This window comes from Mycobacterium sp. IS-3022, assembly GCF_001500065.1.
In the GTDB taxonomy this organism is placed as follows: domain Bacteria; phylum Actinomycetota; class Actinomycetes; order Mycobacteriales; family Mycobacteriaceae; genus Mycobacterium.
This window is the reverse complement of record NZ_LQIN01000045.1, coordinates 119699-139677: the sequence shown is the minus strand read 5'-3', so window position 1 is coordinate 139677 and position 19979 is coordinate 119699. Positions and strand designations below refer to the sequence as shown.

The 19979-nt window shown below is 67.0% G+C and carries 24 protein-coding genes; 15 read left to right on the top strand and 9 right to left on the bottom strand.

The genetic code is table 11. The annotated features are described in order from the left end of the window. Nucleotides 1-12: 12 nt before the first annotated feature. The 3 genes from AU188_RS19605 to AU188_RS19595 form a co-directional block, all read right to left on the bottom strand. Nucleotides 13-1554 (bottom strand): sugar transferase, encoded by a 1542-nt coding sequence (locus tag AU188_RS19605; RefSeq protein WP_082686707.1) that lies wholly within the window; start codon nt 1552-1554, stop codon nt 13-15. Between the two features lie 138 nt (nt 1555-1692). Continuing rightward, complete coding sequence (locus AU188_RS19600; protein WP_286137569.1) at nt 1693-2412, bottom strand: GAF domain-containing protein; 720 nt, start codon at nt 2410-2412, stop codon at nt 1693-1695. 101 nt (nt 2413-2513) lie between these two features. Next, nucleotides 2514-3203, bottom strand: a complete 690-nt coding sequence (locus AU188_RS19595) for a TetR/AcrR family transcriptional regulator (protein ID WP_059165159.1) — start codon at nt 3201-3203, stop codon at nt 2514-2516. Between the two features lie 56 nt (nt 3204-3259). Between AU188_RS19595 and AU188_RS19590 the strand changes: the two genes are divergently transcribed. The 13 genes from AU188_RS19590 (at nt 3260) to rplO (ending at nt 11721) form a co-directional block, all read left to right on the top strand. Then, entirely contained in the window at nt 3260-3943 is a 684-nt protein-coding gene (locus AU188_RS19590; RefSeq protein ID WP_059165158.1) for a DUF2306 domain-containing protein, read from the top strand. A 40-nt stretch (nt 3944-3983) separates the two neighbouring features. Further along, on the top strand, nt 3984-6335 hold the full coding sequence (locus AU188_RS19585; protein WP_059165157.1) for an arylsulfatase: 2352 nt from the start codon (nt 3984-3986) through the stop codon (nt 6333-6335). Between the two features lie 25 nt (nt 6336-6360). After that, nucleotides 6361-7251 carry a formylglycine-generating enzyme family protein gene (locus AU188_RS19580; protein WP_059165156.1) on the top strand — a complete coding sequence of 297 codons (891 nt, stop codon included), beginning with the start codon at nt 6361-6363 and terminating at the stop codon, nt 7249-7251. Between the two features lie 251 nt (nt 7252-7502). Next, a complete protein-coding gene (gene rplN / locus AU188_RS19575) occupies nt 7503-7871 on the top strand; it encodes a 50S ribosomal protein L14 (protein ID WP_059101360.1) in 369 nt (122 codons plus the stop codon). Continuing rightward, the gene (gene rplX / locus AU188_RS19570; protein ID WP_059165155.1) at nt 7872-8189 is read left to right on the top strand and encodes a 50S ribosomal protein L24; all 318 of its coding nucleotides are present in this window, start codon (nt 7872-7874) and stop codon (nt 8187-8189) included. Further along, entirely contained in the window at nt 8189-8752 is a 564-nt protein-coding gene (gene rplE, locus AU188_RS19565) for a 50S ribosomal protein L5 (RefSeq protein ID WP_059165154.1), read from the top strand. The genes rplX and rplE overlap by 1 nt, the downstream gene beginning before the upstream one ends. Before the next feature lie 3 nt (nt 8753-8755). Further along, a complete protein-coding gene (locus AU188_RS19560) occupies nt 8756-8941 on the top strand; it encodes a type Z 30S ribosomal protein S14 (protein ID WP_059101363.1) in 186 nt (61 codons plus the stop codon). A 96-nt stretch (nt 8942-9037) separates the two neighbouring features. Continuing rightward, entirely contained in the window at nt 9038-9436 is a 399-nt protein-coding gene (rpsH, locus tag AU188_RS19555) for a 30S ribosomal protein S8 (RefSeq protein WP_059165153.1), read from the top strand. A 15-nt stretch (nt 9437-9451) separates the two neighbouring features. Further along, on the top strand, nt 9452-9991 hold the full coding sequence (gene rplF, locus AU188_RS19550; protein WP_059101365.1) for a 50S ribosomal protein L6: 540 nt from the start codon (nt 9452-9454) through the stop codon (nt 9989-9991). 3 nt (nt 9992-9994) lie between these two features. After that, on the top strand, nt 9995-10402 hold the full coding sequence (gene rplR / locus AU188_RS19545) for a 50S ribosomal protein L18 (RefSeq protein WP_059165152.1): 408 nt from the start codon (nt 9995-9997) through the stop codon (nt 10400-10402). Between the two features lie 25 nt (nt 10403-10427). Next, complete coding sequence (gene rpsE / locus AU188_RS19540) at nt 10428-11090, top strand: 30S ribosomal protein S5 (protein WP_059165271.1); 663 nt, start codon at nt 10428-10430, stop codon at nt 11088-11090. A 2-nt stretch (nt 11091-11092) separates the two neighbouring features. Continuing rightward, nucleotides 11093-11281, top strand: a complete 189-nt coding sequence (gene rpmD / locus AU188_RS19535) for a 50S ribosomal protein L30 (RefSeq protein ID WP_059165151.1) — start codon at nt 11093-11095, stop codon at nt 11279-11281. Then, entirely contained in the window at nt 11278-11721 is a 444-nt protein-coding gene (gene rplO, locus AU188_RS19530; RefSeq protein ID WP_059165150.1) for a 50S ribosomal protein L15, read from the top strand. The genes rpmD and rplO overlap by 4 nt, the downstream gene beginning before the upstream one ends. Before the next feature lie 81 nt (nt 11722-11802). Here rplO and AU188_RS19525 read toward each other — a convergent pair whose 3' ends face one another. Next, on the bottom strand, nt 11803-12111 hold the full coding sequence (locus AU188_RS19525) for a PE-PGRS family protein (protein WP_156426750.1): 309 nt from the start codon (nt 12109-12111) through the stop codon (nt 11803-11805). 78 nt (nt 12112-12189) lie between these two features. Between AU188_RS19525 and sppA the strand changes: the two genes are divergently transcribed. Further along, nucleotides 12190-13986, top strand: coding sequence for a signal peptide peptidase SppA (sppA, locus tag AU188_RS19520; RefSeq protein ID WP_059165148.1), 1797 nt, complete (start codon nt 12190-12192; stop codon nt 13984-13986). A 35-nt stretch (nt 13987-14021) separates the two neighbouring features. On the opposite strand, the gene AU188_RS19515 is transcribed toward sppA, so the two are convergent. Beyond that, the gene (locus AU188_RS19515) at nt 14022-14678 is read right to left on the bottom strand and encodes an L-fuculose-phosphate aldolase (RefSeq protein WP_059165147.1); all 657 of its coding nucleotides are present in this window, start codon (nt 14676-14678) and stop codon (nt 14022-14024) included. Next, a complete protein-coding gene (locus AU188_RS19510; protein ID WP_059165146.1) occupies nt 14675-15652 on the bottom strand; it encodes an NAD(P)-dependent oxidoreductase in 978 nt (325 codons plus the stop codon). The genes AU188_RS19515 and AU188_RS19510 overlap by 4 nt, the downstream gene beginning before the upstream one ends. A 30-nt stretch (nt 15653-15682) precedes the next feature. On the opposite strand from AU188_RS19510, the gene AU188_RS19505 reads away from it, so the two are divergent. After that, nucleotides 15683-17008, top strand: coding sequence for a xylulokinase (locus tag AU188_RS19505; protein WP_059165270.1), 1326 nt, complete (start codon nt 15683-15685; stop codon nt 17006-17008). A gap of 50 nt (nt 17009-17058) precedes the next feature. Here AU188_RS19505 and AU188_RS19500 read toward each other — a convergent pair whose 3' ends face one another. The 3 genes from AU188_RS19500 to AU188_RS19490 are packed head-to-tail and all read right to left on the bottom strand — an operon-like array spanning nt 17059 to nt 19802. Beyond that, the gene (locus AU188_RS19500) at nt 17059-17958 is read right to left on the bottom strand and encodes a class I SAM-dependent methyltransferase (protein WP_059165145.1); all 900 of its coding nucleotides are present in this window, start codon (nt 17956-17958) and stop codon (nt 17059-17061) included. Nucleotides 17959-17967: 9 nt separating this feature from the next. Continuing rightward, nucleotides 17968-18870, bottom strand: coding sequence for a class I SAM-dependent methyltransferase (locus AU188_RS19495; protein ID WP_059165144.1), 903 nt, complete (start codon nt 18868-18870; stop codon nt 17968-17970). Continuing rightward, on the bottom strand, nt 18867-19802 hold the full coding sequence (locus AU188_RS19490) for a class I SAM-dependent methyltransferase (RefSeq protein ID WP_059165143.1): 936 nt from the start codon (nt 19800-19802) through the stop codon (nt 18867-18869). Before AU188_RS19490 ends, AU188_RS19495 begins: the two co-directional genes overlap by 4 nt. Nucleotides 19803-19979: the final 177 nt, after the last annotated feature.

Here is a 19979-nt window from a genome sequence, read left to right as displayed (position 1 = left end):
ACGAAGACGACTTCAATCTTCCACGGGGCGCAGCACCGCCAGTAGGGTCAGCACCAGGATCTTGAAGTCCAGGTGTAGCGACCAGTTGTCGATGTAATAGTTGTCCCATTCGGCCCGGTCAGCAATTGAGGTCCGTCCCCGAAGGCCGTGCACTTGAGCCCAGCCCGTGACGCCTGCCTTCACCCTGTGCCGCTCGCCGTAGCGCCGTACGTGCATCTCGAACAACTCGACGAACTCGGGGCGTTCGGGACGCGGGCCGACCAGACTCATTTCCCCGCGCAGCACATTGAACAGTTGAGGCAGCTCATCCAGCGACGCCTTGCGCATGATCTTGCCTATCCGAGTGCGCCGATCATCGCCCTCCACTCCGCCAGGTGCCGCCCCTGTCTCCAATTCAAAACTCGCCTCGGCCGGATCCTGGCGGCGCATAGTGCGAAATTTCAGGCAGCGGAAGACTTTTCCGTCGCGTCCGATCCGCTCCTGACCGAAGAAGATCGGCCCGGGCGAACTGAGTCTTACCGCGAGCATCAGCACGATCAACAGAGGAGAGACGAGCACCAGGCCGACCAGGGCAGCCGCCCGGTCGAGGACGTGCTTGACGGCGAACTGCCAACCTTTTGGATCCACGCGGGCTAGCACCATCAGAGGTATGCCGCCCAGGTGCTCGATCCTGGTGCCGCTGCCGACGGCGTCCATCAACCGGGGCACAACATGAACCCGCATTCCGAGCTGCTGGCCCTGATGGGCGGTCCGCGCCAATTGCTCGTCAGACAACGTCGACGGCGCGATGAGGAGCTCCTCGGCGCGGCAGTAGCGCGCGGCGCTCTCGAGATTGCCCGTGGTGCCCAGGTACGGCACCCCGGATTCCTCTGCGTCAGTTGGCCGTACATCGTCCAGCATGCCTGCGGGCCAGAGGCCGTAGTCCGGCACCTGGCGCATCCGGGAGATGAGCTGATGGGCGATCGGGCCGGAGCCGACGATGAGCGCCGGCACACCAACATGGAACTTGCGTCGTAGCCAGCGGTTGATCAACGACCTGAGCAGGCGGACCGCCGGGATGAGAATGGCCGCGCATACCCAGATCCGCAAGACAATCTCGCTGGGACGGACATAGGGGACGACAACGTCGCCGGCCTCGAAGCGAGGCACAAGCAGCAGCATGATCGTCAACGTCGCCAGAGCGGCCACTGCGATTGACGTCTCCACCGGTTCGAAGTCGTCGAGAAATCCGTCGTTGAGCTTTTGCCGGTATAGCGACCGGGTGGCCAACGCGAAAACCACTACCGGCACGAAGATCCACGAATACAGGGCGATGTTGCGCTCTTGCTCCAGCTCGCCCGGGATCCACCAATGGGCCAGGAGTACCGCGATGGCGGCGTACAGAGCATCGACCACCACGGTGATCATCGAGTACCACGGGTCGGTGCGAATGCGTTCGAGCCAGCGCGGCAGCGTCGGGACGCCGATTTGGACCGGTTCCGGCGTGGCCTCCAGTCGCGGGATCGTGGGACGGCTAATTGACGGGTCCGTCGTCGAACGCGCGTCTAGCTGCATCTTCAACCCCCCGAACGGAACAGTGGCAACCAATCCTAGATGCGCCGCGGCGAGGCAGACAGCCGAATGAGCGGCTCGGTCGCATCTTTGCCCGTCGCAGGGACGGCTGCCCCACCCGCGGAGAAACCGGGAGACGTCTTACTGGCTCGAAGCAGGCATTGGACCGAAAATTCGCTCGGCGGCGAGTTGCGCCAGATCACTCAAGACCTGGACGTGGCCGGTGCCCCACAGTCGTGGCTTGCTGTCGAATACGCAAAGCGTGCCGATGGCGTTTCCGTCGTGATCGTTCAGGGGTATGCCGAGATAGGCGATGACCGCACCGCTGCGCACCACCGGATGATTCCTGAAAACCGGGTCACTTCTTGCATCTTCGAGAACCAACGGCGTGCCGGCGGCGACTGCGAACTGACAGATGGATTGGTCCAGTGGCGTCTGACTTTCCTGGACTGACAAATCGCCCAGTCCCGCAGTGCTCTTGAAGAATTGCCGGTTGGCGTCTACCAGCGACAATGCCGCGAACGGGACATCCAGCGCGTCGGCGGCTGCGCGGGTGATCCGGTCGTAGACCTCTTCCGGCGGCGTATCGAGCAGCCCGGTGGCACGAACAGAGCGCAGCCGATCGGGGTCGGCTATCACAGCCGATACGTCCGGCATCAAGTCGGTATCGAGCACCCCGCATTCGGAGAGGTGGTCGAGAAGTTCCCTGGTCGACGTCTTGTCGGTTCGCACCTTGTCGGCCATCATTTGTCTGGCCACGGCACGCGCGACATAGGTATCGCGGTCCTCGCCTGCGTTGCGGGCACATTCTTCGAGCGAGCGGTTCAGCCAGTCATCGAATCCCGGCAACGACGTAGACACGTAGGGAACGGTATCCGAATTGCGCGGCTGACTTCACATATTGACGGGCGCGTTTGAGACGATACGGCTCGCTCGACTGCGAGCAACTCGCCCGCGTTCCGCTAGCCGATCCGGGCGGCGATACCGTCGAGCAATTGGTTCAAACCCGAACGGAATTGCGCATGGGGATCGTCATCCGTTCGGTCGAACACACCGTCCTGCAACGCCGCCGCGAGCGCGGGAAACTGCTCCGGCTCGACCAGCCTGCGCAGCAAGGCCGGATAGTCGGGCCAGTCCACGCTGCCCGCCTCGATGTCCAACGCGGCCGCACCGCGGACGAAGTGCAGAACCGCCATCACGGCGGTGAGCTTGTCGCGTTCGGCGAGCCCGGTGTCGCCCAGCGCTGCGAGTCCGGCGTCCAGCCATGCCAGCTGGCCGGGGTCCACAGGTGCGCCCGCGGCCGCTGCCTGCAGGATCCACGGGTGGCAGTGATAGACCTCCCACAGTCCGACCGCCCAGTTCGTCAGTGCGGCAGCCCAATTCGTCGTATCCATCGACGGTGGGGGGCCGGGAGCAGCGGAGAGCATGAACATCACCAGCTCGTCCTTGTTCGCGACGTGCCGGTACAGCGACATCGTGCCGCAGCCGAGGCGCTCGGCCAGTCGCGCCATCGACAAGGCCGCCAGCCCCTCGGCATCGGCCAGTTCGATGGCCGCGCGCACGATCCGTTCCCGGGTCAGCCCCCTGGACCGCCCGGGCGCGCTCGGCTCGTGCCAGAGAATCCGCAGCGCGCGGGGCAGTGGTTCGCTCATCGATCGCCAGCCTAAACGACTGGACAACGCTAGCGTATGCCGTACGCTTGTTGCGTATGTCATACGCATCAAGTGCCCGCCCGCGCTGGCTCGCAGCCGTGCTCGCGGTCGTCGTCGCGGGGTTTCTCGCTTTCTCTCTTCCGCCTTATTTCGCCGGCGGCACGCGCGTGCCCGCCACCTTCCCGCTGCACTACCCGCTGTTGGTGATCCACGTGATGCTCGCCGGCGTCGCGATGGTCGCCGCCGTCGTGCAGATCTGGCCCCGCCTGCGGGCCCGTCGTCCGGCGCTGCACCGGCGGTGCGGTCGCATCTACGTCGCCGCCGCCATCCCAGCGGCCGCGTCTGCGATGGTGATCGGGGCAGCCACCCCGTTCGGGCCGTTGCTCGCGGTGAGCAACGTCGTGCTCGCGGCCCTGTGGTTGTGGTTCACGGTGAACGGCTTCCTCGCCGCACGGCAGCGACGCCTGTCCGTGCACCGCCGCCACATGGTGCGCAGCGCGACGCTGGCGCTGTCGGTCATTACCAACCGGATCTGGACGCCGATCATCTTCGTAACGTGTCAACCGTTGCAGGACAGCGTTTTTGGTGGCAATCCGGAGCACTTCCTGTGGTTCGTCGCCGGCCTCGGGGGATGGCTGGGCTGGACCGTCCCGCTGGGAATCGTGCAGTGGTGGTTGATCAGGCGGCCATTAATGGCGTCGTCGTCAATTCGTCGGCTGACGGAGACGTCGCGGGTGTAATCTCCGGCCAACTGCGAGGCGACACGGGACGAGGCAGAGCATGGCTACCGAATTCAACGGCAGGATCGAACTCGATATCCGTGACTCCGAACCGGACTGGGGCCCGTACGCCGCACCGACGGCCCCGGACGATGCACCCAATGTGCTCTACATCGTCTGGGACGACACCGGGATCGCCACCTGGGACTGTTTCGGCGGTCTGGTCGAGATGCCGACGATGAGCCGCATCGCCGAACGCGGTGTCCGGCTGTCGCAGTTCCACACCACCGCGCTCTGCTCGCCGACCCGCGCGTCCCTGTTGACCGGTCGAAATCCGACGACGGTCGGCATGGCGACCATCGAGGAGTTCACCGACGGCTTCCCCGGTTGCAACGGGCGCATACCATTCGACACCGCGCTGTTGCCGGAGGTGCTCGCCGAACACGGATACAACACCTACTGTGTCGGGAAATGGCACCTGACGCCGCTTGAAGAGTCCAATCTGGCGTCGACCAAACGACATTGGCCGCTGGCGCGGGGCTTCGAGCGGTTCTACGGCTTCATGGGCGGCGAGACCGACCAGTGGTATCCAGACCTGGTCTACGACAACCATCCCGTGGCGCCGCCGGCGACTCCGGAGGACGGCTACCACCTGTCGAAGGACCTGGCGGACAAGACCATCGAGTTCATCCGCGACGCGAAGGTCATCGCGCCCGACAAACCGTGGTTCTCCTACGTCTGCCCCGGAGCCGGGCACGCGCCGCACCACGTCTTCAAGGAGTGGGCCGACCGGTACGCCGGCAAGTTCGACATGGGTTATGAGCGGTACCGCGAGATGGTGCTCGAGAAGCAGAAGGCGCTCGGTATCGTGCCTGCCGACACCGAACTCTCGCCGATCAATCCGTACCGAGATGTGAAGGGCCCCAACGGCGAACCGTGGCCGGCTCAAGACACGGTACGGCCCTGGGACGAACTCGGTGACGACGAGAAGCGAGTCTTCGCCCGCATGGCCGAAGTGTTCGCCGGCTTCCTGTCCTACACCGACGCCCAGATCGGGCGCATTCTCGACTATCTGGAGCAATCGGGTCAGCTCGACAACACGATCGTCGTCGTCATCTCCGACAACGGCGCCAGTGGAGAGGGTGGCCCGAACGGCTCGGTCAACGAGGTCAAGTTCTTCAACGGATACATCGACACCGTCGAGGAGAGCCTGCGACTGCTCGACAACCTCGGCGGTCCCGAGACGTACAACCACTATCCAACCGGCTGGGCGATGGCGTTCAATACGCCCTACAAACTGTTCAAGCGCTACGCGTCACACGAGGGTGGGATCGCCGATCCGGCGATCATCTCATGGCCCAAAGGCATTGCGGCACATGGTGAAGTACGCGACGACTACATCAACGTCTGCGATGTCACGCCGACGATCTACGAACTGCTCGGTATCACCCCGCCCGAAACGGTCAAGGGAGTGGCGCAGAAGCCGCTGGACGGTGTGAGTTTCAGGCAGATACTGGATGACTCGTCGGCATCGACCGACAAGCAGACGCAGTTCTACACGATGCTCGGTACCCGGGGTATCTGGCACGACGGCTGGTTCGCCAACACGGTTCACGCCGCATCCCCTGCCGGGTGGTCGCACTTCGACAGCGACCGCTGGGAACTGTTCCACATCGAGGCCGACCGCAGTCAGTGCCACGACCTGGCGGCCGAAAACCCGGAGAAACTCGAAGAACTCAAGGCGCTGTGGTTCGCCGAGGCCGACAAGTACAACGGGTTGCCGCTCGGCGACCTGAACATCTTCGACACGATCTCGCGATGGCGGCCTCATCTCGCGGGCCGGCGTGACTCGTACCTCTACTACCCGGGCACGGCCGACGTCGGCATGGGCGCGGCGGTCGAGATCCAGGGCCGGTCGTTCTCGGCGATGGCCGAGGTGACCGTCGAAACCCCCGGCGTCGAAGGCGTGGTGTTCAAACACGGCGGCGCCCACGGCGGACATGTGATGTTCGTCCAGGACGGGCGGCTGCACTACGTCTACAACTTCCTGGGCGAGGAAGAGCAGGAGTTGTCGTCGCCGGGTGCAGTGCCGATGGGGCGCCACACCCTCGGAGTCGCGTACGTGCGTACCGGAACGGTGGAGGGCAGTCACACCCCGATAGGGGATGCCGCGCTGTACATCGACGTCGAACAGGTCGCCGCGCTGACCGGGATGCGTGTGCATCCGGGGACGTTCGGGCTCGCCGGTGCCAGCCTGAGCGTCGGCCGCAACACCGGCTCGCCGGTCTCGCGCTCGTACAAGGCACCCTTCGCGTTCACCGGCGGCACCATCGCCCAGGTGAACATCGACGTCTCGGGCAAGCCGTATGCGGATCTGGAGAAGGAGTTCGCGCGGGCTTTCGCGAAGGATTGAGGTCTGCTCGTCATACCCTGGCTTCATGCTCACCGAGCTCGTCGAGCTGCCGGGGGGATCTTTCCGGATGGGTTCGACGAAGTTCTATCCCGAAGAGGCGCCCGCGCACACCGTCCACGTGTCCGCGTTCGCCGTCGATCGCCATCCCGTCACGAATGCGCAGTACGCCGAGTTCGTCGCCGCGACCGGCTACCGAACCGTCGCCGAAGAAGCCCCGGACCCGCGTCTCTATCCCGGGGCCGCGCCGCAGGATCTGGTTGCGGGGGCGCTGGTGTTCCGGCCGACGCCCGGGCCGGTGGACCTGCGCGACTGGCGGCAATGGTGGCGCTGGACGCCTGGGGCCGACTGGCGGCACCCGTTCGGGCCCGACAGCGGCAACCGCACTTTCGCGGACCGACTCGACCACCCCGTCGTGCAGATCGCCTATCCCGACGCCGCGGCCTACGCCCGGTGGGCCGGGCGCCGGCTGCCCACCGAGGCGGAATGGGAGTACGCGGCGCGCGGCGGGGCCATCACCACGTACCCGTGGGGCGAGGAGGCGGCTCCCGACGGTCGGCTGATGGCCAACACCTGGCAGGGCAGGTTCCCCTACCGCAACACCGGTGCGCGGGGGTGGGTAGGAACCTCGCCGGTCGGCACCTTCCCGCCGAACGGGTTCGGACTGGTCGACATGATCGGCAACGTCTGGGAGTGGACGACGACGCAGTTCTTTGCCCACCACCGCCTCGATCAGCCGGTCAAGGCGTGTTGCGCGCCGAGCGGCCGCGCGGACCCGAACGTGAACCAAGCCCTCAAGGGCGGTTCGCATCTGTGCGCTCCCGAGTACTGCCTTCGCTACCGACCGGCCGCCCGTTCGCCGCAATCGCAGGACAGCGCGACCAGCCACATCGGCTTCCGCTGCGTCGCCGACCTGTAGCGGGTTCTCACCGCCCGCGAGCGACCGCTCCCGTACATGGAGAGACGGCGTGTCGGCGTACAGACGCGGTCGGTCGCGGCAATGGCACGGATTTGGTTTCCCGCAGGTCGTCCCATAGAATCAGGCGGTTGCCTTGGGCAGACCTCGGCCAGCCTTCGTGGCAGGCCCCGCGTGCTCTTCGGTGACAGCAAGACCGCGCACGTCCAGGTCGGTATCTGGCGTGCAGACAAAAACCAGGTCGAGGAGATCGAGTGATTCAGCAGGAATCGCGGCTGAAGGTCGCCGACAACACGGGTGCCAGGGAGATCCTGTGCATCCGCGTGCTCGGCGGCTCGTCGCGGCGCTATGCCGGCATCGGCGATGTCATCGTGGCGACCGTCAAGGAAGCCATTCCCGGCGGCAACGTCAAGCGTGGCGAGATCGTCAAGGCCGTCGTCGTGCGCACCGTCAAGGAGCGCCGTCGTGCCGACGGCAGCTACATCAAGTTCGACGAGAACGCCGCCGTCATCATCAAGCCCGACAACGATCCGCGTGGCACGCGCATCTTCGGCCCGGTCGGCCGGGAACTGCGCGAGAAGCGCTTCATGAAGATCGTCTCGCTCGCTCCGGAGGTGTTGTAGATGAAGGTCCACAAGGGCGACACCGTCCTGGTCATCTCCGGCAAGGACAAGGGCGCCAAGGGCAAGGTCCTGGTCGCCTACCCGGCCCGCAACAAGGTGCTCGTCGAGGGCGTCAACCGGATCAAGAAGCACACCGCGGTGTCGAGCAACGAGCGCGGCGCGCAGTCCGGCGGCATCGTCACCCAGGAGGCGCCGATCGACGCCTCCAACGTGATGGTCGTCGACTCCGACGGCAAGCCCACCCGCGTCGGGTTCCGGGTTGACGACGAGACCGGCAAGAAGGTCCGCATCGCCAAGACCAACGGCAAGGACATCTGATGACTACTGCTGAAAAGACCCTGCCTCGCCTCAAGCAGCGCTACCGCGAGGAGATCAGGACCGCGCTGCAAAAAGAGTTCGGCTACGGCAACGTCATGCAGATCCCCGGCGTGGTCAAGGTCGTCGTCAACATGGGTGTCGGCGACGCCGCCCGCGACGCCAAGCTGATCAACGGTGCGGTCAACGACCTGGCACTGATCACCGGTCAGAAGCCGGAGATCCGCCGGGCACGTAAGTCGATCGCCCAGTTCAAATTGCGTGAGGGTATGCCGATCGGCGCGCGCGTCACGCTGCGGGGCGACCGCATGTGGGAGTTCCTCGACCGGCTGATCTCCATCGCACTGCCGCGTATCCGCGACTTCCGCGGGCTGTCGCCCAAGCAGTTCGACGGCACCGGGAACTACACCTTCGGCCTGACCGAGCAGTCGGTGTTCCACGAGATCGACGTGGATTCGATCGACCGGCCCCGTGGCATGGACATCACCGTCGTCACCTCGGCGACGACCGACGACGAAGGCCGAGCGCTGCTGCGGGCGCTGGGCTTTCCGTTCAAGGAGAACTGAGTAATGGCAAAGAAGGCACTGGTCAACAAGGCCAACAAGAAGCCGAAGTTCAAGGTGCGCGCCTACACTCGCTGCCAGCGCTGCGGCCGCCCCCACGCCGTCTTCCGCAAGTTCGGCCTGTGCCGGATCTGCCTGCGCGAGATGGCCCACGCCGGCGAACTGCCCGGTGTGCAGAAGAGCAGCTGGTAATCCAGCCAACCGACCAGACCAACCAAACAGGTTGCGGCAGGCCCGACTCCAGGCTCTGGGACCGGGAACCACCGCGAGAAAGGTGAGCCGGCTGTCATGACCATGACGGACCCGATCGCAGACTTCTTGACCCGTCTGCGCAACGCCAATTCGGCGTATCACGACGAGGTGACGCTGCCCCACTCCAAGATCAAGGCCAACATCGCCGAGATCCTGAAGAAAGAGGGCTACATCGCCGACTACCGCACCGAGGATGCGCGGGTGGGCAAGTCGCTTGTCGTGCAACTGAAGTACGGCCCCAGCCGGGAGCGAAGCATCGCCGGGCTGCGCCGGGTGTCCAAGCCCGGCCTGCGGGTGTACGCGAAATCCACCAATCTGCCGCGGGTCCTGGGCGGCCTCGGCGTGGCGATCATCTCCACGTCGTCGGGCCTCCGAACCGACCGCCAGGCAGCCCAAGAGGGCGTGGGCGGCGAAGTCCTCGCATACGTGTGGTAGGGGAGTAGAGCTCAAATGTCGCGTATTGGAAAGCAACCGGTCCCGGTTCCCGCCGGGGTCGATGTGTCGATCGACGGGCAGAACGTGTCGGTCAAGGGGCCCAAGGGCACCCTCGAACTGGCGGTCGCCGAGCCGATCAAGGTGGCGCGCGACGACGACGGCGCCATCCTGGTGACCCGCCCCGACGACGAGCGGCGCAGCCGTTCGCTGCACGGATTGTCACGCACGCTGGTGTCGAACCTGATCACCGGCGTCACCGAGGGTTACACCACCAAGATGGAGATCTTCGGCGTCGGCTACCGCGTGCAACTCAAGGGTTCCAACCTCGAGTTCGCGCTCGGCTACAGCCACCCCGTTACGATCAACGCCCCCGAGGGTGTGACGTTCGCGGTGGAGACGCCGACGAAGTTCTCGATCTCGGGCATCGACAAGCAGAAGGTCGGCCAGGTCGCGGCGAACATCCGCCGCCTGCGGAAGAGCGATCCCTACAAGGGCAAGGGCATCCGCTACGAGGGTGAGCAGATCCGCCGCAAGGTCGGAAAGACAGGTAAGTAAGAAATGGCTGCGAAGACTGAGGCGCCGACGACGCGTAAGCCCGTGGGGCAGAACATCTCCGAGACCCGGCGGGTGGCGCGGTTGCGTCGGCACGCGCGGTTGCGCAAGAAGATCTCCGGTACGGCCGAAGTGCCGCGGTTGGTGGTCAACCGTTCGTCGCGGCACATCCACGTGCAGTTGGTGAACGACCTCAACGGCACCACGCTGGCCGCCGCTTCGTCGACCGAAGCCGATGTGCGGGCGGTCGACGGCGACAAGAAGGCCCACAGCGTGCGGGTCGGCCAGCTGATCGCCGAGCGCGCGAAAGCCGCGGGGATCGGGAAGGTCGTGTTCGACCGCGGTGGCTACACCTACGGCGGACGGATCGCGGCGCTTGCCGATGCGGCGCGCGAAGGCGGGCTGGAATTCTGATGACTCACAACGGAAGGACTGCATGATGGCCGAACAGGCAACTGCCGGCGGCCCCCCGGAAGGTCGTGGCTCGCGAGGTGACCGCGACGGCCGTGGCCGCCGCGATGACCGTGGCGGTCGTGGCCGCGACGGCGGCGACAAGAGCAACTACCTCGAGCGCGTCGTTTCGATCAACCGCGTGTCCAAGGTGGTCAAGGGTGGCCGCCGGTTCAGCTTCACCGCGCTGGTGATCGTCGGCGACGGTAAAGGCATGGTCGGCGTCGGCTACGGCAAGGCCAAGGAAGTTCCGGCTGCCATCGCCAAGGGCGTCGAAGAGGCCCGCAAAAACTTCTTCCGGGTCCCGCTGATCGGCGGCACCATCACCCACCCGGTGCAGGGCGAAGCCGCCGCCGGTGTCGTGATGCTGCGCCCGGCCAGCCCCGGTACCGGTGTGATCGCCGGCGGCGCCGCTCGCGCGGTGTTGGAATGCGCTGGCGTGCACGACATCCTGGCCAAGTCGCTGGGCAGCGACAACGCGATCAACGTGGTGCATGCCACCGTCGCCGCGCTCAAGCTGCTGCAGCGTCCGGAAGAGGTCGCGGCCCGGCGCGGGCTGCCGATCGAGGACGTCGCGCCGGCGGGCATGCTGCGGGCGCGGCGCGAGGCTGAGGCGCTTGCCGCGTCGGCCGCACGTGAAGGGTCGGCGTAACCATGGCAGAGCTCAAGATCACCCAGGTGCGTAGCACCATCGGTGCGCGCTGGAAGCAGCGGGAGAGCCTGCGGTCGTTGGGGCTGCGGAAGATCCGCCAGTCCGTCGTCCGTGAGGACAACGCGCAGACGCGCGGTCTGATCAAGACCGTGCACCACCTCGTGAAAGTAGAGGCGGTCGAGACCAAATGACACCCATCAAATTGCATGACCTGAAGCCGGCCCCCGGCTCGAAGACCGCCAAGACCCGCGTGGGTCGCGGTGAGGGCTCCAAGGGCAAGACGGCGGGTCGCGGCACCAAGGGCACCAAGGCCCGCAAGAACGTCCCCGCGACGTTCGAGGGCGGGCAGATGCCGATCCACATGCGGCTGCCCAAGCTGAAGGGCTTCCGCAACCGGTTCCGCACCGAGTACGAGGTCGTCAACGTCGGCGACATCAACAAGCTGTTCCCGAAGGGCGGCGACGTCGGAGTCGACGAGCTGGTGGCCGCGGGTGCGGTGCGCAAGAACACGTTGGTGAAGGTGCTGGGCGACGGCAAGCTCACCGTGAAGGTGAACGTCACTGCGCACAAGTTCAGCGGTAGCGCCCGCGAGAAGATCTCCGCCGCAGGCGGTTCCGCGACCGAGCTCTGATCTCAGCGGTCGGTTCCCGCGCAAGCGGGGGACGAGAGCCCCGCACGCCGTGACGGCGTGGCGGGGCTTTCTGTTTCCGCGCTACGGCTTCCACTCGAAACAGCCGACACCCGGCACGCAGCCGCCGCCGCCCGACGGTCCGCCGTGGCCGCAGACGCCGTTGGCCGTGCAGCCACCGCCTCCGTCCGCACCGCCGTGACCGCATGTCCCGTCGGCGGTGCACCCGCTGTAGTCGGGGCCTTGCGACAACGGGACGATCGACGCTTGTGCTGCAGCACCGTAGGTTTCGCCGGCGGCCACCGGCGCCGCGGCGATCGCGGCCGCAGCCACCAACACCGCCGGTGCGATGAGTCTCATCTTGATCGTCATGGTTTCGGTTCTACCATTCATGATCAACAAGTTAAAGCATCTAATCGTCAGCAATCGCGGTGACAGGCCCGGTCGATCCGGCGTCGGTAGGCTCGCAGCATGCCTGCATTCCTGCCCGGACTACCGGGCTTGCCCGGTCCCGACACCTTGCGCGCGCTGACCCGGCGCGTCGACACCGCCCGCCACAACGGCGTGCCGAACGGGTGCGTGCTCGAACTCGACCTGCTGTCTGTCCCCGAGGAAACCGGCGGGTTCGACCCGTTCGCCTTGCTGGCCGGCGCCGGCAAGCCCCTGCTGCTCGGGGAGGCCGTCGCGGCGATTCACCGGGCGGCCGAGGACACCAGGGTCGCGGGGTTGATTGCGCGGGTGCAGTATCCCCTCGCCCCTGCAGGTCCGGTGCAGGAATTGCGCTCGGCCATCGCCGCGTTCAGCGATGTGAAGCCCTCGCTGGCGTGGGCGGAGACCTACCCTGGGACGCTTTCTTACTACCTGGCGACGGCATTTCGGGAAATCTGGTTGCAGCCGTCGGGCACCGTGGGGTTGGTCGGATTCGCCACCAACGCGCTGTTCCTACGCGGCGCGCTGGAGAAGGCTGGTCTCGAGGCGGAACTCGTCGCTCGCGGCGAATACAAGTCCGCGGCGAACCGTTTCACGCAGGACCACTACACCGATGCCCATCGCGAAGCAGACTCGCGGGTCATCCAGAGCTTGCACGAACAGGTGCTGCGGGCGGTGTCGGACTCGCGCCACATCGAGCCTGACGAGGTCAACGCGCTCGCGGACCGGGCACCGCTGCTGCGTGACGATGCGGTTGCCGCTCGCCTGATCGACCGGATAGGTTTCCGCGACGAGGCCTACGCCCGGATCACCGAACTGGTTGGCGCGCCGGAGATCACAAACGCCGACGCGGACTCCGATGACGCGCCCCCGCGGTTGTACCTGTCGCGATACGCGCGCGCCACCGCCGAACGCCATGCCCTACCGACACCGCCCATCCCGGGACGAAAGACCAAGGCGACGATCGCGGTGGTGACAGTGCACGGACCGATTGTCAGTGGGCGAGGTGGTCCGCGGCCGCTGCTGGGCGGCTCGAGCGTCGGCGGTGACACCATCGCCGCGGCGCTGCGGGAGGTGGGCGCCGACGACGACGTGTCTGCGGTCGTGCTCAGGGTCGACACACCGGGCGGATCCATCAACGGTTCGGAGACGATCTGGCGCGAGGTGGCCCGGATACGTGACAAGGGCAAGCCGGTGGTCGCGTCGATGGGCGCGATCGCGGCGTCGGGCGGCTACTACGTGTCGATGGCCGCCGACGAGATCGTCGCCAATCCCGGCACGATCACGGGATCGATTGGCGTGGTGGCGGGCAAATTCGTCGCTCGTGAACTCAAGGGCCGGCTCGGAATCGGCTTCGACTCGGTGCGCACCAACGCGAACGCGGATGTCTGGTCGATCAACGAGCCGTTCAGCGACGAGCAACGCGCGCAATTGGACGCCGAAACCGACTTGTATTACGGGGATTTCGTCGAACGCGTGGCGGAGGGCCGCTCGATGAGCGTCACGGAGGTCGATGCGATCGCGCGCGGCCGGGTGTGGACCGGTGCCGACGCGCTCGAGCGCGGCTTGGTCGACCACCTCGGCGGGCTGCGCGAGGCGGTGACCCGGGCCAAGGTGCGGGCCGGCTTGGATCCCGACGCCGACGTGCGCATCGTCGGATATCCGGGCTCGTCGCTACTGGACCGGTTGCGGCCCAAGCCGTCATCGCAACCCGCCGCGGCGTCGGTGCCGGAGGCCGTTGCCGCACTGCTCGGTCGCTCGGTGGCGCAGGTCGTCAGTGAAGCCGAGCGATCGCTGAGCGGGGTCAGCGCGCTCTTGCCGGGCGACTACCGCTTCTAACGCCAGCATCAGAAACACGCGCGCTCGCGAAGAAGTCAACTCGGGTTGGTACGCAGGTAGTTGTAAACCGCGGCGAAGTTCGCGTTCACCTCGTCAGGAATCGACACGGGCCCGCCGAGAGCTCTTGCGCCCCAGGCGATCTGGGCGGTCCGCTCGACGAGTGCGGTGACGTGCAGCGCCTTGTCCGGCCGGGGCGCAACGGCGACTAGGCCGTGGTTGGCGATCAGCGCTGCGGCGCGGCCCTCCAACGCCTTGACGGCATTGTGGCCGACGTCCGGTGTGCCAGATGCCGCGTAGTCCGCACAGCGGATGTCCCCGCCGCAGTAGACAGCGAACTCGTCTACGCAGGCGGGGATCGGCTGGCGCGCAACCGCGAACATCGTCGCCCACACCGGATGGCTGTGAATGACGCTGCCGATGTCGTCGAATGCCCGGTAGCAGGCCAGGTGCAGTGCCATCTCCGTGGACGGCGTGCGGCCGTCCTTGGCTGTGACCACGGCGCCTTCGGGGTCGACGAGCACGAGGTCGTCGAGTGCCATGTCGTGATAGTCCACCGACGACGGCGTGATCACGATGTTGCCGTCCTCGCGACGGGCGGAGATGTTGCCCGCGGTACCTTCCACCAGGCCGCGGCGCAACATGTCTTTCGCGGCGGCGAGCACGGCGTCCTCGGGGTGGTCGACGAACTTCATGAGCTGAGCACTTCCGGGTTGACGATGTGGGCGGGTGTGCGCCCGGACAGGAGCGACTCGAGGTCGTCGGCGACCATCTGCGCCTGCCGTACCTCAGTGTTCCAGGTGGCGCCGCCGATGTGAGGCGTGAGCACGACATTGGCCATGCCGGTCAGCGGATGGTCGACGGGCAGCCATTCGCCGGCGAAGTGGTCAAGGCCTGCCGCGCCCACCTTGCCGCTGTGCAACGCGGCGACCAGCGCGTCCGTGTCGTGCAGCTGCGCGCGGGCGGTATTGAGGAACACCGCGCCGTCGCGCATCGCGGCGAACTGCTCGGGGCCGATCATCCGCTCGGTCTCCTCGGTGACAGGCGCGTGCAGCGAGACGATGTCGGCGTCGGCCAACAACTGGTCCAGGGTGTGGCCGGCCTCGTCGTTGTAGGGGTCGCAGGCGATCACGTTCACGCCGAGGCCTTCCAGTCGCCATCGCAGCGCTCGGGCGACCGCTCCGAGTCCAACCAGTCCGGCGGTCTGGCCGGCGATCTCCCATGCCCGCAAGCGTTGGTAGGGCAAGGTGCCATCGCGGAATATCTCGCCGGCGCGGACATCCGCGTCGGCGGTCAGCACGTGGCGCGTCGCGGCGAACAGCAACGCCAGCGTCATCTCGGCGACGGCGTCTGCGTTGCGGGCGGGCGTGTATAGCACCGGGATTCCCGCGGCGGTGGCGGCGCGGACATCGACGTTGCTCGGGTCGCCGCGCGTCGAGGCGACCGCCCGCAGCTGAAGGTCGAACACCGGTCCGGCGACCGAATCACTCTCGACGACAAGCACGTCGGCGTGCTCGGCGGCGGCCCGTTCGGCCAGCTGCTCGGCGGTGTGGATCCGCAGCGGGCGCTGTTCGATCCACGGGTCGTAGAGCACCTCCATCAACTCGTTGAGTTTGGCGAAGCCGGGGCCGCGCAGTGGGGCCGTCACGAGCGCGCGAAGTCGGGTCACGACTGCACATGCTGGCGTACGGTGACGCGCGTGTCAGCCAAAGAGGCCACAATCGGCGTCGACATCGGCACCACCGCCGTCAAGGCCGTGGTCGCCGATGGCGACGGCCGGGTGACCGCCCGGGCCCGCATCCCGCACACGCTCCACGTGCCGAGTCCCGACCGCTTCGAGCACGACGCCGGCGTGGCGTGGCGGCAGGGCCCGCTCGCGGCGCTGGAACAGCTGGCACGCCGAGACGTGGCCGCGGTCGCCGTCACCGCGATGGTGCCTTCGCTGACCGCCGTCGATGACGAGGGGACGCCGCAGACACCGGGACTGCTGTACGGCGACGGCCGCGGGCGCGGGCCGGGCGGTGCAAGCTCGACGTTCCTCAGTCGGGAGACGGCCGAATTCTTGCGCTGGACCGCCGGGCAGCGGCCGGGCGCACGCGGATACTGGCCGGCGGCGGCGGTCGCGAACTACGCGTTGGCCGGTGAGGACGTCGTGGACAGCGCGACAGCCGCCACGATGTACCCGTTGTTCGAGGACACCGGCTGGAGCGAGACACGATGTGCCGATTGCGGTGTCACGCCGGCACAATTGCCGCGCGTCGAAGCCACCGGCGCTGCCGCGGGTCGGCTTCGAGGTTCTGACGCGCTGCTGGGTGCAGGGGCGGTGGATGCGGTGTGCGAGCAGCTGGTCGCGGGGGCCCAGCGCGATGGTGACGTCCTGGTGCTGTGCGGCACCACGTTGATCGTGTGGGTGACGATCCCGGAGTACCGCGAGGTGCCGGGGCTCTGGACGCTGCCGCACACCGCGCCGGGCAAGTGTCAGATCGGCGGGCCGAGCAATGCCGGCGGCATCTTCCTCAACTGGGTCGACCGCGTCGTGGCTGCGGGGGATTCGGTTGACCCGCAGCGTGTCCCGGTATGGTCGCCCTATCTGCGCGGCGAACGGGTGCCGTATCACAATCCCAACCGCCGTGGAGTGCTCGACGCCCTGGACCTCACGCACGACGGCGCCGCGATCCGCCGCGCCGCCTTGGAGGCGTCGGGATTTGTGGTGCGGCAACTGATCGAGATGAGCGGAGCATGTGCGACCCGCATCGTCGCGACCGGCGGCGGCACCCGGGTCGAGTCGTGGATGCAAGCGATCGCCGACGCCACGGGACTGCCCGTCGAGGTGTCGGCCGTCGCCGAAGGTGCCGCGCTGGGCGCGGCGTTTCTCGCCCGGATGGCGGCGGGTCTGGAGTCGTCGCCCACCGACGCCGTCCGCTGGGCGCGCACGGGACGCGTCGTCGAACCCGATCCGGCCTGGGCGTCAGCGGTCGCCGACCGCTACGGCCGGTTTCTCGAACTGGCCGACCGCTACGGCTGATGTACACAAATCGCGAGAAGAGGCGTGAACAAGCGTCCGTTCGGCGTGTACTAACGTTTGACTGCCGACAGGTAGCTCATGTCGGCGAAGGAAACCATGGGGCCGTCCTCGGGAAACTCGAACCCGTTGGCGGCGTAGGCATCCCGGGTCGGCTGCGTCGTGACGTCCCATCCGCGGGCGGTCAGATAGTCGATCACGTCGTTGCGCTCGCCGTGGTAGATCAGCTCACCCATCTCGATGTCGTGGCCGTAGGCCTTGAACCGGTCGGCGATCTCCCGTGACCGCTCGTCGGAGAACATACTGACGTCGGGAATGTGCTCGGTCGCGACGCGACTGCCTGGCGCGCTGAGCTCGTCGATCCAGTCGAACAGCAGGTCTTGCGCCTCCGGCGGCAAGTAGATCAGCAGCCCCTCGGCGATCCACGCCGTCGGCTGCGTCGAGTCGAAACCGTTGGCCAGCAGCGCCTTCGGCCAATCGTCGCGCAGATCGATCGCCACGGCACGCCGATCGGCCTTGGCGTCGGCGCCCAGCCCGGCCAGGGTGTCGCTCTTGAACGCGATGACTTCGGGCTGATCGAGCTCGAAGACGGTCGACCCCGCCGGCCACCGCAGGCGGTAGGCGCGCGCGTCCAGGCCGGCGGCCAGAATCACCGCCTGCCGGACACCCGCCGCTGCGGCGTCGGTGAACAGCCGGTCGAAATGGCGCGTCCGTACCGCCATCCCCTCGGCGGCGCGACGCGTGTTGAAGCGGGGGTCGATGTCGTCCAGCGATATCTCGCCGTCGAGCGCCCGCACGAAGAAGTCGAGTCCGACCGCGCGCACCAGCGGTTCGGCGTAAGGGTCGTCGATCAGGCCTTCGCGGTGACTCAACACGCGCTGTGCGGCGATCATCGTCGCGGTCGAGCCGACGCTGGAGGCCAGGTCCCAGGAGTCGTCATCCGTGCGTGCCATTTCTTCTCCTCAGTTGCGGGTCGCGACGATCGCGAGTGAATCACGCATCGGCGCAAGAAGTTCCGTCTCCGGGAACTCCTGGCCGTATGCGGCGAACACCTCGGGGCGGTTGCGGGCGGACACGTGCCAGCCGGTGCCGGTGAGATAGTCGGCGACGTGACTGCGCTCGCCGGCGTAGAACAGGTCGGAGATGTCGAAATGCATTCCGTTCTCGCCCCACTGCCTGCTGATCGCCTTGCTACGTTCGCCGATCGTCGCCGCGGCGTCGGGGTGGTATTCGGTCGCGAGCCGGCTGCCGGGTGCGCTGAGCGCGGCGATGTTGTCGAACAGCCGGTCCTGCGCTTCGGGCGGCAGGTACACCAGCAGCCCCTCGGCGCTCCAAGCGGCCGGCTGGCCGGGATCGAAACCACGGTCCCGCAACGCTTTCGGCCAATTCTCTCGCAGGTCGATGCCGACGGTGCGCAGCTCGGCCGCCGGCGCCGCGCCGAGCGAGGCCATCGTCGCCGACTTGAACTCGATGACCTGCGGCTGGTCGATCTCGTAGACGACGGTGCCGGCGGGCCACGGCAGCCGGTAGGGCCGCGAGTCCAGGCCCGACGCCAGGATCACCGCCTGCCGGATACCCGCGGCCCCGGCATCGCGGAAGAAGTCGTCGAAGAACCGCGTCCGGACCGCGATGAGGCGCGCCATGAACCGCGCCCCGGCACCGTCGGCGTCGTTCAGCTCGATCTCACCGTCCACCAGACGCGTGAAGAAATCGACCCCGACCGCACGCACCAGTGGCGCGGCGTACGGGTCGTCGAACAGCGGGTCGTCCTCGCGACTGGCGATCGCGCGGGCGGCCGCGACCATCGTGGCCGTGGTGCCCACGCTGGACGCGAGGTCCCAGCTGTCCGAATCGGTCCGGCTCACGCCTCGAGTATCCCGGTGACGTACTGCAGCTCGCCGAAGTGGGCGGCGTCTTCGTCCTCAGGCAACGGCGGCAGACCGCTGTCGGCCAGCAGCTCGCCTACGGTGCGGCGGCTCAGCCGCCAGCCGCGGTCGGCCAGGTAGGCGCCGGCCTCATTGCGATCGCCGAGGTAGACGAGTTCGGCGAAATCCAGTTCGAAGCCGTGCTCGCGCCACCGCTGCGCGGTCGCCTGCATGCGCTCGAGCACCTTCTCGCGGTCTTCGGGGCCCGTGCTGGTCGGGCCGCTTTCCACGGCCACCCGGCTACCCGGGGCGCTCAGCTCGGTGATGGTGTCGAGCAGTTTGTCCTGCGCCTCCGGCGGCAGATAGCCGAGCAGACCCTCGGCGCTCCACGCCGTCGGAACAGCCGGGTCGAAACCGGCCTGCTTCAACGCCGCGGGCCAGTCGAATCGCAGGTCGATGGACACGGACCTGAGGTCGGCGGTCGGTTGGGCGCCGAGGTCGGCCAGCGTCCGGCTCTTGAACGCGATGACCTCGGGTTGGTCGATCTCGTAAACCGTCGTGCCGGCCGGCCACGCCAGCCGGTAGGACCGCGCGTCGAGCCCCGACGCCAGGATCACCGCCTGGCGAATCCCCGCGTTGCCCGCGTCTTCGAAGAACTCGTCGAAGAATTTGGTCCGCACCGCCATGTTGTCGGTCATCCGGGCCATCCCGGCCGCCGCGTTGTCGGCGTCGAGATCTTCGAGCTTGAGGTCACCGCCGGCGAGGCGGGTGAAGAAGTCGACACCGACGGCACGCACCAGCGGTTCGGCGTAGGGATCGCAGATCAGCGGGTCATCGCCGGTGGTCGCGATTGCCCGCGCCGCCGCGACCATGGTCGCCGTCGCGCCGACGCTCGAAGCCAGATCCCAGGTGTCATTGTCCGTCCGTGCCATTCATCCGCTCCTGCCGGTTATTACTTAGGGGATATAACGAGATGGGGTCCACGATATGTTCCCGGCCTGAGAAGTGGCTGTGAGAACCAGACCGTCGGCGGGATGCGGGCCGACAGTGCCCTAACTGTTACTCTCGTAGACTGTTTGGCGGGTAACTCTGCAGGCTGTGCGCTTGAC